Genomic DNA, 14,364 nt, shown 5'->3' with positions numbered 1-14,364 from the left:
AGAAGGAGTTAACCATGCTTACCGTTATTGCAGAAATCCGTACACGTCCAGGTCAACATCACCGCCAGGCGGTACTGGATCAGTTTGCTAAAATCGTTCCGACCGTACTGAAGGAAGAAGGCTGCCACGGCTATGCGCCGATGGTGGATCATGCTGCGGGTGTGAGTTTTCAGACCACAGCACCAGATTCAATCGTGATGGTTGAACAGTGGGAAAGCATCGCGCATCTTGAAGCGCATTTGCAGACCCCGCATATGAAAGCCTACAGCGAAGCCGTGAAAGGCGATGTGCTGGACATGAATATTCGTATTCTGGAGTCGGGCATTTAAGATTGTCGATTTGCCGGGTGACGCTTTGCTATCCGGCATATAATCGCTTCGTCAGATGAGAGCCGGATAAGGCATTTTACGCCCCTTTCCGGCTTTTCTACATGCAATTACCCTTCGAGATCCGCCAGGTCACCTTTTTCCTGCAACCAGTTGCGACGATCCTCTGAACGTTTCTTGGCCAGCAGCATATCCATCACCGCATTCGTACGCTGATCGTCCTCATCATCAATGATGAGCTGCACCAGGCGACGCGTATTGGGGTCCAGCGTCGTTTCACGTAGCTGCATCGGGTTCATTTCACCCAGACCTTTAAAGCGTTGTACGTTCGGTTTCCCTTTCTTGCGCTTTAACTGCTCCAACACGCCCGCTTTTTCTTCTTCTGTCAGCGCGTAATACACTTCTTTGCCGAGATCGATACGGTACAACGGCGGCAGCGCCACATAGACGTGACCATGTTTCACCAGCGTTCGGAAGTGTTTCACAAACAGCGCGCACAGCAGCGTGGCGATGTGCAGACCATCGGAGTCCGCATCCGCCAGAATACAGATCTTGCCATAGCGCAGCTGGCTCAGATCATCGCTGTCCGGATCGATACCGATCGCTACCGAAATATCGTGAACTTCCTGCGAGGCCAGCACTTCATCAGAAGAGACTTCCCAGGTATTGAGGATCTTACCTTTCAGCGGCATGATCGCCTGGAATTCACGATCGCGCGCCTGCTTGGCCGATCCGCCCGCTGAGTCACCTTCGACGAGAAACAGTTCGGTGCGATTGAGATCCTGTGCGGTACAGTCAGCCAGTTTCCCCGGTAGCGCCGGACCGCTGGTCAGCTTTTTGCGTACCACTTTTTTCGCCGCACGCAGACGACGCTGCGCACTGGAAATCGCCATCTCAGCCAACAGTTCGGCTGACTGCACGTTCTGGTTCAGCCACAAACTGAAAGCATCTTTCACCACGCCAGAAACGAATGCCGCACACTGACGCGAAGAGAGGCGCTCTTTGGTCTGTCCGGCAAACTGTGGATCCTGCATTTTTACCGACAGCACATAGGCGCAACGATCCCAGATATCTTCTGCCGACAACTTCACGCCACGCGGCAGAATATTGCGGTACTCGCAGAACTCGCGCATCGCGTCCAGCAGTCCCTGACGCAGGCCGTTAACATGCGTACCGCCCTGCATAGTAGGGATCAGGTTGACATAACTTTCAGTCAGCAACTCACCGCCTTCCGGCAGCCACAGCAGCGCCCAGTCAACAGTTTCCGTCTCACCGCTAAAATTACCGATAAACGGTTTTTCCGGCAGCGTCGGCAGGCCATTCACCGCTTCGCTCAGGTAGTCATTCAGACCGTCCTGGTAGCACCAGCGCTGCTCGCTGTTGTTAACTTCATCTTTAAAGGTAATTTCTACGCCCGGGCACAGTACCGCTTTGGCTTTCAGTACGTGCGTTAAGCGAGAAACAGAGAAACGTGGGCTGTCAAAGAAGGTTTCATCCGGCCAGAAGTGCACGCTGGTACCGGTATTGCGTTTACCGCAAGTGCCGACCACCTGCAGATCCTGCACTTTGTCACCGTTTTCAAACGCGATGTTGTACACCTGACCATCGCGACGCACGTTCACTTCTACACGTTTTGAAAGCGCGTTGACCACGGAGATACCCACCCCGTGTAAACCGCCTGAAAACTGGTAGTTCTTATTGGAAAACTTACCGCCTGCATGCAGGCGACAGAGGATCAGCTCAACCGCCGGAACGCCTTCTTCTGGGTGAATATCCACCGGCATGCCGCGTCCGTCGTCAATGACTTCCAGCGATTGATCGGCATGTAAGATCACATCCACGCGTTTCGCGTGGCCAGCCAGTGCTTCATCCACACTGTTATCAATCACTTCCTGCCCAAGATGGTTAGGACGGGTCGTGTCAGTGTACATCCCAGGGCGACGGCGTACCGGCTCAAGCCCAGTGAGTACCTCAATGGCATCAGCGTTATAAGTTTGCGTCATGGTTTAAATTAGCAATTCGAATTGATCGTCAGAAACTGTGCAGTCCAAGGAAATCGACAATCGGGTTGAAATAATCTTCGAAGCCCGTGAATGCGTGGTTTCCGCCCTCAATAACTGTCTGACGGCAGGAGGCGTAATACGCCACCGCCTGGCGGTAGTCCAGCACTTCATCGCCCGTTTGTTGAAGCAGCCAAATCAAATCCGGTGCTTCCAGCGGGTCAATCTGCATGACTTTAAGATCGTAAATATGGCGTGACTCTAGCACATATTGCTGCCCCGTGTAGGGGTTCTCGTTTTGACCGAGATAGTCGACCAGCAGTTCGTAAGGCCGTACAGCAGGGTTCACGACCACCGCTGGCAGCATAAAACATTGCGACAGCCAGGTGGCGTAATAGCCTCCTAAGGAAGAGCCGACAATCCCCAGCGACTCGCCGCCATGTTCAAGGATAATTGACTCCAGCATCTCTGCCGCCTGGGCTGGATACGGAGGTAACTGCGGTACAATCATCTCAACGTGCGGATGGTGCTCCGCCAGCCAGTTTTTTAGCAGACACGCCTTCGCCGAACGAGGAGAACTATTGAATCCATGAAGATAGAGAAGCGTAGACATCAGTAGCCTTCTGAAGCGGTATCAGGGTGGAACCGATTTCCCTGTAGACGACACACCTGGGTCTGCAACGTACCGTCGGCAAAGAGTTCCAGAGTACGCCAGCCGGGGCTTATCGTATCTAACGTGAAATTGGCGCAGTGCGGCTTAAATTGCACGCATGTTGATGGCGTCGCCAGCAGTCGGCGGCCGTTCCAGTCGAGATCCAGCTCCTGATGAATATGCCCACAGAGCAGATACTTCACGCGCGGATAGTTCACCAGCACGTTGTCGAGCTCCGCCGCATTACGCAGACTGTGTTGATCGAGCCAACTGCAGCCCGCAGGCAAAGGGTGATGATGCAGAAGCAGCAACGTATTACGTTCAGGCGCATCGGCAAGTTTACGCTCCAGCCACTCAAGCTGAAACTCGCTTAACTCACCGTGAGGGACGCCGAAAACCTGGCTGTCCAGCAACAAGATTTGCCACTGTTCACCGATGAAGATGCGTTTGGCGGGGGAAATACCCGCATCCTGAAGCGCGCTGTACATCGCTGGCTGAAAATCGTGATTACCGGGTAACCAAACGCAGGGCGCACGAAAACTTGCGATGCCCTCAGCAAAATGCTGATAAGCCGCAGCGGATTGATCCTGCGCCAAATCCCCAGTCGCGACGATGAGATCGTACTCTGGCGACTCTGCATGTATTGCATCCAGTACGCACTGGTAGCTATCCCAGGTGTTCACACCCAGTAAGGTTTCATGCTTTTCGGCAAACAGGTGAGTATCTGTAATTTGTAAGATCCTGACTCTGGCCTCACCAGCCAAAGGAAGGGTTAACAGGCTTTCCAAATGGTGTCCTTAGGTTTCACGACGCTAATAAACCGGAATCGCCATCGCTCCATGTGCTAAACAGTACCGTAACCAGTCGGCCAAAAACTGATTAATTTGATGCTTTTCGTCGCGTTGATGCAACTTTTTATTTGGATAATCATACCGCGCTTTGAAGCGAAAGATCTGCTGACTTGAACACACTTCAGCCACCCTCGCATCATGATACAGGCGCACAGTCAGCGACGGCAGGCTCCAGTAGGTAACCGCTGGTGCCGTTTGTTCAATCGCGACAAGCGTAGTGTATCGGGTCGATTCAACAATCGTTAATCGATATTGTGCGTTTGCAACCTGATAGCTCACTGTTTCACCGGCTGCATCATTGCGTGGCAACAGGCGGCGCAACTGCGAAAAATTGGTTTCGCACAGGCGCATCATTTCAGGGAAGTCAGGTGTGTAACGCTTCATTTTTTCCACTCAGTTTTTAACTCTTGATAGTGCAGCTGTAACCATTGCAAGGCGATGACAGAAGCCGCGTTGTCGATTATCCCCTCTTCTACCCATTGGTAAGCCTGCTCCCGACTCACCACATGAACACGAATATCTTCGTTTTCATCCGCCAGACCATGGATACCATTTGCGGTCGAAGCGTCCACTTCACCTACCAAAATCGACAGGCGCTCACTGGTGCCGCCCGGGCTTGCCAGATAGCTCAGCACGGGCTTAGTCCGCTTCACATCCAGTCCGGCTTCTTCCATTGCTTCACGGCGAGCCACATCTTCAACGGTTTCACCTTCTTCAATCATTCCGGCTACCATTTCCAACAGATACGGCGTTTCGCTGGTGTCATAGGCCGCGATACGGATCTGTTCAACCAGCACAACTTCATCCCGCTCAGGGTCAAAGGGTAGCAAGACTGCCGCGTGTCCGCGCTCAAAAATTTCACGCTTCACTTCACCGCTCATACCACCGTTAAACAGACGATGACGGAAGCGATAAAGATCCAGTGAAAAAAAACCGCGGTATAGTGTTTCTCGTGCAATAATTTCTACATCATTTTTAGTGAATGTCATTGGCAAGTTGTCTGGTTTACGCATTGTGCTGTCCTGGTACCAATAGTGATTAAAGTGTGAATTTCAAGGTCGTTTGACTGCTGTTTGAGCGCCCTTGTGTTAAATTGATGCAAATTAACGCCGTATGGCACGTAACGCCAACTTTTTGAAGTGGCGGATTCTGCTAGAATCAGCAATTATTTTTACAATTTGATCAGCGCTAAATACTGCTTCACAACAAGGAATGCAAATGAAGAAATTGCTCCCCATCCTTATCGGCCTGAGCCTGTCGGGGTTCAGTACTCTGAGCCAGGCAGAAAACCTGATGCAGGTTTATCAGCAAGCACGCCTGAGCAACCCGGAATTACGTAAATCCGCCGCCGATCGCGATGCTGCATTCGAAAAAATTAACGAAGCGCGTAGTCCTTTACTGCCGCAACTGGGCTTAGGTGCCGATTACACCTACAGCAATGGCTTTCGTGATGCCAATGGCGTCAACTCCAACGCGACCAGTGCTTCGTTAAGCCTGACTCAGACTCTGTTCGATATGTCAAAATGGCGTGCCCTGACGCTGCAAGAAAAATCAGCGGGCATCCAGGACGTGACCTATCAGACCGATCAGCAAACGCTGATCCTGAATACCGCCACGGCCTATTTTAACGTATTGAACGCGATTGACGTGCTCTCTTATACCCAGGCACAAAAAGACGCCGTTTATCGTCAGTTAGATCAGACGACCCAGCGTTTTAACGTTGGCCTGGTTGCCATCACTGACGTACAGAACGCCCGTTCACAGTACGATACCGTGTTGGCGAACGAAGTTACCGCGCGTAACAACCTGGACAACGCCGTTGAGCAACTGCGTCAGGTCACCGGCAATTACTACCCGGAACTGGCCTCGCTGAATGTTGATGGTTTTAAAACCAACAAACCGCAGGCGGTGAATTCGCTGCTGAAAGAAGCTGAAAACCGCAACCTGACGTTATTGCAGGCACGTTTAAGCCAGGATCTGGCGCGTGAGCAAATTCGTCTGGCGCAGGACGGTCATCTGCCGACGCTGGGTTTAACCGCCTCGACTGGTGTTTCTGATACCTCTTACAGTGGTTCTAAAACTAACACCTCTCAGTATGACGACAGCAACCAGGGCCAGAACAAAATTGGTCTGAACTTCTCGCTGCCGCTGTACCAGGGCGGGATGGTTAACTCGCAGGTTAAACAAGCGCAGTACAATTTTGTTGGCGCCAGCGAGCAACTGGAAAGCGCGCACCGCAGCGTAGTACAGACCGTTCGTTCATCATTCAACAACATTAATGCGTCTATCAGTAGCATTAATGCGTACAAACAAGCCGTTGTCTCTGCGCAAAGCTCCCTGGATGCGATGGAAGCGGGTTATTCTGTCGGTACACGTACCATCGTGGACGTGTTGGATGCCACCACCACGCTGTACAACGCTAAGCAGCAGTTGGCAAATGCGCGTTATACTTATCTTATCAACCAGTTAAACATCAAGTCTGCGCTCGGTACACTTAACGAACAGGATCTAGTGGCGTTGAACAATACGCTGGGCAAACCTATTTCCACCGCACCTGATGCCGTTGCGCCGGAAAACACCCAGCAAGACGCCGCAGCAGATGGTTATACCGCAAACAGTGCGACACCGGCGGTCAAACCGGCAGCCGCACGGACAACCAGCAGCAGTAACGGCAACAACCCGTTCCGTAATTGATGTTGATGACGGGGCTTCGGCCCCGTCTGAACGTAAGACAACGTAAAGATCCGCCCCTTCTCCCGCATTCTCGCCTCTTCCCGCTTCAATTTCGACCAGCCATCCTCTATTCTGAGCAGTATTTACCACTGGGTCCTGGAAGACATAAATGAAACGGACAAAATCTATACATCACGCGTCGTTCCGCAAAAGCTGGAGCGCACGCCATCTGACTCCTGTCGCACTGGCTGTGACCGCTGTTTTTATGCTGGCAGGCTGTGAAAAGAGTGACGAAACGGTTTCGCTTTATCAGAATGCGGACGACTGCTCTGCGGCGAATCCGGGTAAAAGCGCTGAATGTACTACCGCATTCAACAACGCACTGAAAGAAGCTGAACGCACGGCACCAAAATACGCTACGCGCGAAGACTGTATTGCCGAGTTCGGTGAAGGTCAGTGCCAGCAGGCACCTGCCCAGGCAGGAATGGCGCCTACGGGCGAAGGCCAGGCTCAAGCGCAGAATCAAAGCAGTGGCAGCTTCTGGATGCCGCTGATGGCGGGTTACATGATGGGTCGGATGATGGGCGGCGGCATGGGCGCGCAACAACCGCTGTTCAGCTCGAAAAATCCGGCCAGCCCGGCATATGGCAAATATACCGATGCCGGCGGTAAAAACTACGGTGCCGCCACACCGGGCCGCACCATGACCGTGCCGAAAACCGCGATGGCACCAAAACCTGCCACCACGTCTACCGTTACGCGCGGCGGATTTGGTGAGTCGGTGGCAAAACAGAGCACCATGCAACGTAGCGCCAGCGGCACCACGACACGTTCGATGGGTGGCTGATCCCTATGGAAAGAGTCAGTATTGTTGAGCGCCCGGACTGGCGCGACAAAGCTACCGAATACGGTTTCAACTTTCACACCATGTACGGCGAGCCGTACTGGTGTGAAGATGCCTACTACAAGCTCACGCTGGCCCAGGTTGAAAAACTGGAAGAGGTCACCGCAGAGCTGCATCAGATGTGCCTCAAAGTGGTGGAAAGAGTCATCAACAGCGATGAGCTGATGACCAAGTTTCGCATTCCAAAACATACCTGGGGCTTCGTCCGCCAGTCCTGGCAGACACAGCAGCCGTCGCTCTATTCCCGTCTCGATCTGGCGTGGGATGGCACGGGTGAGCCTAAGCTTTTAGAAAACAACGCAGATACGCCAACCTCATTGTATGAAGCGGCTTTTTTCCAGTGGATCTGGCTGGAAGATCAGCTTAATGCGGGCAACCTGCCGGAAGGCAGCGATCAGTTCAACAGCCTGCAGGAAAAACTGATCGAACGTTTCACTGAGCTGCGCGAGCAGTACGGTTTTCAACTGCTGCACCTGACCTGCTGTCGCGATACGGTCGAAGATCGTGGAACGATCCAGTATTTGCAGGATTGCGCGGCTGAGGCTGAAATTGCCACTGAATTTCTCTATGTCGAAGATATCGGGCTCGGTGAAAAAGGTCAGTTCACGGACATGCAGGATCAGGTGATCGCTAACCTGTTCAAGCTATATCCGTGGGAGTTTATGCTGCGTGAAATGTTCTCCACCAAGCTGGAAGACGCTGGCGTTCGCTGGCTGGAACCGGCATGGAAGAGCATTATCTCCAACAAAGCACTGTTGCCGCTGCTGTGGGAAATGTTCCCGGATCATCCGAATCTGCTACCGGCATATTTCGCCGAAGACAACTATCCGCAGATGGATAAGTTTGTCGTGAAACCGATCTTCTCACGTGAAGGGGCTAACGTTTCCATCATTGAGAACGGTAAAACGATCGAAGCCGTGGAAGGGCCATACGGTGAGGAAGGCATGATCGTGCAGCAGTTCCATCAGCTACCAAAGTTTGGCGACAGCTATATGCTGATCGGCAGCTGGCTGATTAACGATCAACCTGCCGGGATCGGCATTCGTGAAGACCGTGCGTTGATCACCCAGGATCTGTCACGTTTCTATCCGCATATTTTTGTCGAATAATTGAGAGTGCCGGGTGGCGGCTTCGCCTTACCCGGCCTACAACACGAATTTAATGCCCGATAAGCGCAGCGCCATCGGGCATTCATCATCCGACCTGCACCGACAACATACTCAGGCTACCCATCTCAATGCCATCGACAGGGATCGTGACAGACTCTTTACCATCCCATGCGCCTAAAACATACAGCAGCGGCAGGAAGTGATCCGGCGTCGGGTTCGACAACGATCCGCCTTCATGCTCGAGATAATTCACCAGCGGATGCTGTTCAACCGGTCCCTGCCAGGTCAGGTTGGCTTTCACATACTCATTGAATGAAGTCGCCCACGGGTATGGTGTATTCTCACCGTGCCAGCGTGCTGTACGCAGGTTATGCACCACGTTGCCACTGGCCACCAGCATGATGCCTTCATCGCGCAACGCTGCCAGCTTACGGCCTATTTCAAAATGCCAGGCCGCAGGTTTGGTGCTATCGACACTCAACTGCACCATCGGGATATCTGCGTTCGGGTACATTTTGATCAGCACCCCCCATGAGCCGTGGTCAAATCCCCACGCCTCTTTATCTAACGTGACTGGCACTGGAGAAAGCAGATCCACCAGATGCTGGGCCAGTTCAGGAGATCCCGGGGCCGGATAATGCGTGTCATACAGTGCTTGCGGGAAACCACCAAAATCGTGGATCGTTTTTGGTGCTTCCATCGCGGTCACACCTGTCCCACGAGTGAACCAGTGTGCCGAGACCACAACAATCGCTTTCGGGCGCGGCAACGCTTCCCCCAGTTGCTGCCAGGCGCGGGTATAAACGTTATCTTCCAGAACATTCATTGGGCTACCGTGTCCCAAAAACAATGCTGGCATACGAGTTGAAGACATGATGATATCCTTACTGAGGGAGTCATTTTGATATCACCACAATACGCTTTTTCGGTTGATGAAGAACTCAGATAACCATGATGAAGATCATCAGTTATTTTGACGATCCGCCCCGAATAGCAGATTGATAAGGAGTTTTATTTGTCGATGTCAGTACCTTTACTTCTGACCTTACTGGCAGGCGCCGCCACATTTATCGGTGCATTTCTTGGCGTGCTGGGACAAAAACCCTCTAACCGCGTTCTCGCGTTTTCTCTGGGTTTTGCCGCAGGCATTATGTTGCTGATCTCCCTGATGGAAATGTTGCCAGCGGCACTGGCAGCAGAGGGAATGTCGCCGGTGCTGGGTTACGGGATGTTTATCGTTGGTTTGCTGGGCTACTTTGGCCTGGATCGTTTACTGCCGCACGCTCACCCTCAGGATTTAGTCCAAAAAACCACACGGCCGTTGCCCGGTTCCATTAAGCGTACCGCGATTTTATTAACTCTGGGTATCAGCCTGCACAACTTTCCGGAAGGAATCGCGACTTTTGTTACTGCCAGCAGCAACCTGGAGCTGGGTTTTGGTATTGCACTGGCCGTCGCATTGCACAATATTCCTGAAGGTTTAGCCGTTGCCGGGCCCGTTTACGCTGCCACAGGCTCCAAACGTACCGCTATATTCTGGGCAGGGATCTCGGGTATGGCGGAAATATTAGGTGGGGTACTGGCATGGTTAATTCTGGGCAGTTTGATTTCGCCCGTGGTGATGGCGGCAATTATGGCCGCGGTCGCCGGAATTATGGTCGCATTATCCGTTGATGAGCTGATGCCGCTGGCAAAAGAGATCGACCCCAATAATAATCCCAGCTATGGGGTACTGTGTGGAATGTCGGTAATGGGCCTCAGCCTGGTTATCCTGCAATCTATGGGAATCGGGTGAAGCCGATGGCGGATGCGGCTCTGCGATTCAGAACATCCGCCTCATTCATGGTGGCAGGGCCGCTATTCGTGGTCCTTGGCGGTGGTACCACCTTCGCCCGCATGGCTAAACAGTTTGTTGCGCGCCTCGAGTAATGCATCTCTGTCTTGCCGGAACGCTCTGCAATAACGTTTCATATGGCAATAATAACCGACAGCAACGAGTGCAATTAATACAATCCAATACCAGGCAATAAACATTCTTTTACCCTTAAAATTTAACATCATTAAACATTTAACGTTAAAATTTTACATAACTATATTCTGACCTACCTCTATAGTGGCATAACATGAAAACAAATATATGATTTCGATCATATAACGTAACGGATAACGCTAATCGAAAAACCTGCATTAAAAAGGAAACAATATCATCACATTTACGCGACTAAATAAAATTTCATTATCCAGAACAACGTCCCTCATTGTCATTCAAAGAATAATAAAAATGTTACCCACTGATAATTAATAAATTTCTCGCGGAGCGGGATATTTATTTAAACATTTACGGGCTATACCATTTAATTATGACAACGCATCAGCATAAGAAAAATATATTAATAACTATTATTTAGTGTTGATACGTAGTACCAGAGCATCCCATCGAACTAAAGCTAAATTCTCCGGCTATAACAACAAAAAACCGAAGCCAGAAAACTGACTTCGGTTTTTTTATCCCTACCGCGGTTGTCGCGGTAGTCAGCAATTAGCTGGCTTTGCGCTCATGCGCCTGACGGTAAGCCACTAAATCTTCGATAGTGACTACAGCCATATTGTGCTTGCCGGCAAACGCAATGCACTCCGGCGCACGCGCCATGGTGCCATCATCATTAGTCAATTCGCACAGCACACCAGCCGGTTTAAAACCAGCCAGCGTCACCAGATCGATAGTGGCTTCGGTGTGGCCGCCGCGAGTTAACACACCACCAGCCTGAGCACGCAGCGGAAAAACGTGACCCGGGCGGTTCAGATCGGAAGGTTTAGCGCCATCTTTAATCGCCGCGCGAACGGTCGTGACACGGTCTGCTGCGGAAACACCGGTAGTCACACCTTCTGCCGCTTCAATGGTCACGGTAAAACCCGTACCGTAAGCGCTGGTGTTATTTTCCACCATCATCGGCAGATCGAGCTGTTTGCGTCGGTCTTCAGTGATGCACAGGCAAACAATACCGCTACCGTGACGGATGGTCAGCGCCATCTGTTCAACAGTCATGGTTTCTGCCGGGAAAATCATATCACCTTCGTTTTCACGGTCTTCATCGTCAAGCACCATCACACCGCGTCCTTCACGCAGCGCAGCAAGCGCATGTTCAACACGTTCGAAAGGCGTACCAAAAGAGGAAAGTAGCGTCTGATTCATGGTAAAAAAACCTCACTAAAATTATGGTTACCAGAATCAGGGCAGTCTTAGGAGTGCCGTCAAAGCGGCAAAAAAATAACGTGAGCGGGTCCATGCCCGACTGGATCGTTACTCTCTCCCATCCGGACTCTAACCGTCGGCCCCGGAATTACACCGGATCTGCTGACCTTTTTGCCGTAACAAAAAGCGCTCGCGGGCTTTCAACATTCGTTGATTTACCGCCGGTGGGGAATTTCGCCCCGCCCTGAGAATAAGCGGGTTAACTATAACGCTATTGATTACCTTCATCAACGCCTTTACTCGACTTAGCTTCACACAATTCTGGTTTATGCCTTGGGCAGTTCGCACTACAATAGGCAGCAACACGTACCAGTTCAGGGAAACCATAATGATTGACCCGAAAAAAATTGAGCAGATTGCTCGTCAGGTTCATGAGTCGATGCCGAAAGGGATCCGGGAGTTTGGCGAAGACGTTGAGAAGAAAATTCGCCAAACGCTGCAGTCGCAGCTGACACGTCTGGATCTGGTAAGCCGCGAAGAGTTTGACGTACAAACCCAGGTTTTACTGCGTACCCGTGAAAAACTGGCGCTGCTTGAGCAACGTCTGACGGAGCTGGAATCGCGTGAAAAAACGGCAGAAGTTAAACCAGCCCCCGCGATCCCGTCAGTCGATCCGCAAGAGTAAAAACGACAACGGGCCGTAAGGCCCGTTAATATGTCAGTGTTCCAGTTCTAATTTTTTCGCCTCTGTTGCCTGCTGGCAGTAAAGTGCATAGCGTTTGCAAAACCAGCTGCGATGTTCCTCATCCATATTTCCAGTGACAGCCTGGATATCAACGGGTCGGCCCTCAGCCTGCATTCTGGCAAAACTCCGGGCCAGGAAATCGAAATTGTTCAGTGAATACATATTGCTGTTCATGAGCATACCCTCCAGTTATTGAATATCTGTTAAGGCCATATGCTTTTTCTGATTTCAGTATTTCCCTGGATACGAAGTTATTCTGTACATATTGTGCGCCCAAAAACCGCCTGCTTCACACTTTTCTACGAAATCTGAGAGAGAGTCAAATGAGGTCTATCAGAGGAGGAATACATCTCCTCCTCTCATCTTTCTTCCGGTACTTCGGGGCGAGAAAACAGCATCGTCAAGCAAGGAAAGCGCGCTAAACGGAAGGTTCGACGCGTTTCCAGTATTTGTTATTTGTCGCTGTCTTTCTGGATCTTTTTGATGATATTGGTCGTCGAACAGCCATCTTCGAAGTTGAGTACCAACACTTCTCCGCCGTTGGCCCACACCTCTTTGCTGCCGGCAATCTCGTCCGGCTTGTAATCGCCGCCTTTGACCAGCAGATCCGGCAGAACACCGGCAATCAGACGCTGCGGCGTATCCTCTTCAAAAGAGACGACCCAGTCGACGGACTCCAGCGCCCCCAGCACGATCATACGTTGTTCAAGCGGGTTGACCGGGCGCGTTTCACCTTTCAGACGTTTGGTGGACGCATCGCTGTTAACCGCGACGATCAGACGGTCACCCAGCTTGCGCGCATTTGCCAGATAGGAGACATGCCCCGCATGCAGGATGTCAAAGACACCGTTGGTCATCACCACTTTCTCACCACGTTTGCGGGCGCTGGCGACAGCCTGCTTCAGCTCATCTTCACTCATCACGCCAAAACCGGTATCAGCGCGACCGCGCACGGCATTCTCCAGCTCGATCGGTGAAACCGTAGAGGTCCCCAGCTTACCGACAACAACACCAGCAGCCGCGTTAGCAAAATAGCACGCCTCTTCCAGCGAATTACCCGCGGCAAGCGTCGCTGCCAGCACGCCGATAACCGTATCGCCCGCACCGGTTACGTCATACACTTCCTGCGCCTGCGTCGGCATATGCAGCGGCGATTTGCCCGGTTGCAGCAACGTCATCCCCTGCTCGGATCGCGTTATCAACAGTGCGGAAAGGTCGAAATCAGCAATCACTTTCATGCCGCGTTCAACCAGTTCATCTTCGCTTTTGCACTTACCGGCCACCGCTTCAAACTCAGACAGATTCGGCGTCAGCAGCGTTGCACCACGGTAGCGTTCAAAATCGGTTCCTTTCGGATCGATAAGCACCGGCACCCCAGCCTTACGCGCCAGCGCAATCATCTGCTGCACGCTTGCCAGAGCACCTTTGGCGTAGTCCGACAGCACCAGCGCGCCGATAGATCCCAGTGCCTGATTGATACGCTCATGCAGTGGCTGCGGATCCACACCTTCAAAACCTTCTTCAAAATCCAGGCGAATCAGCTGCTGGTTGCGGGAAAGCACGCGCAGTTTGGTGATCGTCGGATGGGTCGGCACGGACACGAAATCGCATTTTACGTTTACGTCCGCCAGCGTTTTGCTCAGCGCACGCGCCGCGTCGTCAATACCGGTCAGGCCCACCAGACGCGAATTCGCTCCCAGGGAGGCAATGTTCATCGCCACGTTTGCTGCGCCACCAGGACGTTCTTCAATGGTATCCACTTTGACCACCGGGACCGGCGCTTCCGGGGAGATACGGCTGGTAGGGCCGTACCAGTAGCGATCCAGCATCACATCACCGACAACCATGACTCCTGCACGTTCAAACTCTGGCAGCGTTACTTTCATTCCTGTCTCCTGAGAGATTCTCTGA

16 protein-coding genes and 1 riboswitch are annotated in these 14,364 nt (G+C 52.0%); of the genes, 6 read left to right on the top strand and 10 right to left on the bottom strand.

Features of this window, described 5'->3' with window-relative positions; translation table 11 throughout:
• Nucleotides 1–14: 14 nt before the first annotated feature.
• Nucleotides 15–329 (top strand): putative quinol monooxygenase, encoded by a 315-nt coding sequence (locus RYZ59_RS13720; RefSeq protein WP_003024557.1) that lies wholly within the window; start codon nucleotides 15–17, stop codon nucleotides 327–329.
• A 107-nt stretch (nucleotides 330–436) separates the two neighbouring features.
• Here the strand turns inward: RYZ59_RS13720 and parE are convergent, their stop codons facing one another.
• The 5 genes from parE to nudF are packed head-to-tail and all read right to left on the bottom strand — an operon-like array spanning nucleotide 437 to nucleotide 4,842.
• Complete coding sequence (gene parE / locus RYZ59_RS13715) at nucleotides 437–2,329, bottom strand: DNA topoisomerase IV subunit B (RefSeq protein WP_040233967.1); 1,893 nt, start codon at nucleotides 2,327–2,329, stop codon at nucleotides 437–439.
• Between the two features lie 28 nt (nucleotides 2,330–2,357).
• Entirely contained in the window at nucleotides 2,358–2,939 is a 582-nt protein-coding gene (yqiA, locus tag RYZ59_RS13710) for an esterase YqiA (protein ID WP_003024575.1), read from the bottom strand.
• Nucleotides 2,939–3,766, bottom strand: coding sequence for a 3',5'-cyclic-AMP phosphodiesterase (gene cpdA, locus RYZ59_RS13705; protein WP_271442239.1), 828 nt, complete (start codon nucleotides 3,764–3,766; stop codon nucleotides 2,939–2,941). The genes yqiA and cpdA overlap by 1 nt, the downstream gene beginning before the upstream one ends.
• Nucleotides 3,767–3,790: 24 nt before the next feature.
• Complete coding sequence (locus RYZ59_RS13700; RefSeq protein ID WP_005123087.1) at nucleotides 3,791–4,213, bottom strand: DUF1249 family protein; 423 nt, start codon at nucleotides 4,211–4,213, stop codon at nucleotides 3,791–3,793.
• The gene (gene nudF / locus RYZ59_RS13695) at nucleotides 4,210–4,842 is read right to left on the bottom strand and encodes an ADP-ribose diphosphatase (RefSeq protein WP_040233966.1); all 633 of its coding nucleotides are present in this window, start codon (nucleotides 4,840–4,842) and stop codon (nucleotides 4,210–4,212) included. Before nudF ends, RYZ59_RS13700 begins: the two co-directional genes overlap by 4 nt.
• Nucleotides 4,843–5,041: 199 nt before the next feature.
• On the opposite strand from nudF, the gene tolC reads away from it, so the two are divergent.
• From tolC to RYZ59_RS13680, 3 genes are all read left to right on the top strand, one after another.
• The gene (tolC, locus tag RYZ59_RS13690) at nucleotides 5,042–6,523 is read left to right on the top strand and encodes an outer membrane channel protein TolC (RefSeq protein ID WP_318048650.1); all 1,482 of its coding nucleotides are present in this window, start codon (nucleotides 5,042–5,044) and stop codon (nucleotides 6,521–6,523) included.
• Nucleotides 6,524–6,671: 148 nt separating this feature from the next.
• Nucleotides 6,672–7,349, top strand: a complete 678-nt coding sequence (locus RYZ59_RS13685) for a DUF1190 family protein (protein ID WP_016154521.1) — start codon at nucleotides 6,672–6,674, stop codon at nucleotides 7,347–7,349.
• A gap of 5 nt (nucleotides 7,350–7,354) precedes the next feature.
• Nucleotides 7,355–8,515 (top strand): glutathionylspermidine synthase family protein, encoded by a 1,161-nt coding sequence (locus tag RYZ59_RS13680; protein WP_318048652.1) that lies wholly within the window; start codon nucleotides 7,355–7,357, stop codon nucleotides 8,513–8,515.
• An 85-nt stretch (nucleotides 8,516–8,600) separates the two neighbouring features.
• Here the strand turns inward: RYZ59_RS13680 and ygiD are convergent, their stop codons facing one another.
• Nucleotides 8,601–9,389 carry a 4,5-DOPA dioxygenase extradiol gene (gene ygiD, locus RYZ59_RS13675; RefSeq protein WP_318048653.1) on the bottom strand — a complete coding sequence of 263 codons (789 nt, stop codon included), beginning with the start codon at nucleotides 9,387–9,389 and terminating at the stop codon, nucleotides 8,601–8,603.
• 147 nt (nucleotides 9,390–9,536) lie between these two features.
• On the opposite strand from ygiD, the gene zupT reads away from it, so the two are divergent.
• A complete protein-coding gene (zupT, locus tag RYZ59_RS13670) occupies nucleotides 9,537–10,310 on the top strand; it encodes a zinc transporter ZupT (RefSeq protein ID WP_016157488.1) in 774 nt (257 codons plus the stop codon).
• A gap of 62 nt (nucleotides 10,311–10,372) precedes the next feature.
• Here zupT and RYZ59_RS13665 read toward each other — a convergent pair whose 3' ends face one another.
• A complete protein-coding gene (locus RYZ59_RS13665; protein ID WP_318048654.1) occupies nucleotides 10,373–10,549 on the bottom strand; it encodes a hypothetical protein in 177 nt (58 codons plus the stop codon).
• A gap of 505 nt (nucleotides 10,550–11,054) precedes the next feature.
• Entirely contained in the window at nucleotides 11,055–11,708 is a 654-nt protein-coding gene (gene ribB, locus RYZ59_RS13660) for a 3,4-dihydroxy-2-butanone-4-phosphate synthase (protein WP_137382554.1), read from the bottom strand.
• A 106-nt stretch (nucleotides 11,709–11,814) separates the two neighbouring features.
• A riboswitch (FMN riboswitch) is annotated at nucleotides 11,815–11,964 on the bottom strand.
• Between the two features lie 132 nt (nucleotides 11,965–12,096).
• Between ribB and ubiK the strand changes: the two genes are divergently transcribed.
• Nucleotides 12,097–12,393 (top strand): ubiquinone biosynthesis accessory factor UbiK, encoded by a 297-nt coding sequence (gene ubiK, locus RYZ59_RS13655; RefSeq protein WP_003024618.1) that lies wholly within the window; start codon nucleotides 12,097–12,099, stop codon nucleotides 12,391–12,393.
• A gap of 33 nt (nucleotides 12,394–12,426) precedes the next feature.
• Here the strand turns inward: ubiK and glgS are convergent, their stop codons facing one another.
• Both glgS and hldE read right to left on the bottom strand, forming a co-directional pair.
• Entirely contained in the window at nucleotides 12,427–12,633 is a 207-nt protein-coding gene (gene glgS, locus RYZ59_RS13650) for a cell surface composition regulator GlgS (RefSeq protein ID WP_137382553.1), read from the bottom strand.
• A gap of 272 nt (nucleotides 12,634–12,905) precedes the next feature.
• A complete protein-coding gene (gene hldE / locus RYZ59_RS13645; protein WP_318048656.1) occupies nucleotides 12,906–14,339 on the bottom strand; it encodes a bifunctional D-glycero-beta-D-manno-heptose-7-phosphate kinase/D-glycero-beta-D-manno-heptose 1-phosphate adenylyltransferase HldE in 1,434 nt (477 codons plus the stop codon).
• Between the last annotated feature and the right edge of the window lie 25 nt (nucleotides 14,340–14,364).

The organism is Citrobacter sp. HN-141 (assembly GCF_033341895.1).
Lineage (GTDB): Bacteria > Pseudomonadota > Gammaproteobacteria > Enterobacterales > Enterobacteriaceae > Citrobacter.
The sequence above is the reverse complement of the archived record's forward strand: the minus strand, read 5'-3'. Positions and strand labels throughout refer to the sequence as shown.

Bases quoted from the DNA above. Each gene is read 5' to 3' on its own strand.
- RYZ59_RS13680 (WP_318048652.1), top strand. From the start codon at position 7,355: ATGGAAAGAGTCAGTATTGTTGAGCGCCCGGACTGGCGCGACAAAGCT.
- RYZ59_RS13685 (WP_016154521.1), top strand. From the start codon at position 6,672: ATGAAACGGACAAAATCTATACATCACGCGTCGTTCCGCAAAAGCTGG.
- RYZ59_RS13700 (WP_005123087.1), bottom strand. From the start codon at position 4,213: ATGAAGCGTTACACACCTGACTTCCCTGAAATGATGCGCCTGTGCGAA.
- ygiD (WP_318048653.1), bottom strand. From the start codon at position 9,389: ATGTCTTCAACTCGTATGCCAGCATTGTTTTTGGGACACGGTAGCCCA.
- RYZ59_RS13720 (WP_003024557.1), top strand. From the start codon at position 15: ATGCTTACCGTTATTGCAGAAATCCGTACACGTCCAGGTCAACATCAC.
- glgS (WP_137382553.1), bottom strand. From the start codon at position 12,633: ATGCTCATGAACAGCAATATGTATTCACTGAACAATTTCGATTTCCTG.
- zupT (WP_016157488.1), top strand. From the start codon at position 9,537: ATGTCAGTACCTTTACTTCTGACCTTACTGGCAGGCGCCGCCACATTT.
- ubiK (WP_003024618.1), top strand. From the start codon at position 12,097: ATGATTGACCCGAAAAAAATTGAGCAGATTGCTCGTCAGGTTCATGAG.
- hldE (WP_318048656.1), bottom strand. From the start codon at position 14,339: ATGAAAGTAACGCTGCCAGAGTTTGAACGTGCAGGAGTCATGGTTGTC.
- RYZ59_RS13665 (WP_318048654.1), bottom strand. From the start codon at position 10,549: ATGTTTATTGCCTGGTATTGGATTGTATTAATTGCACTCGTTGCTGTC.
- parE (WP_040233967.1), bottom strand. From the start codon at position 2,329: ATGACGCAAACTTATAACGCTGATGCCATTGAGGTACTCACTGGGCTT.
- ribB (WP_137382554.1), bottom strand. From the start codon at position 11,708: ATGAATCAGACGCTACTTTCCTCTTTTGGTACGCCTTTCGAACGTGTT.
- yqiA (WP_003024575.1), bottom strand. From the start codon at position 2,939: ATGTCTACGCTTCTCTATCTTCATGGATTCAATAGTTCTCCTCGTTCG.
- tolC (WP_318048650.1), top strand. From the start codon at position 5,042: ATGCAAATGAAGAAATTGCTCCCCATCCTTATCGGCCTGAGCCTGTCG.
- nudF (WP_040233966.1), bottom strand. From the start codon at position 4,842: ATGCGTAAACCAGACAACTTGCCAATGACATTCACTAAAAATGATGTA.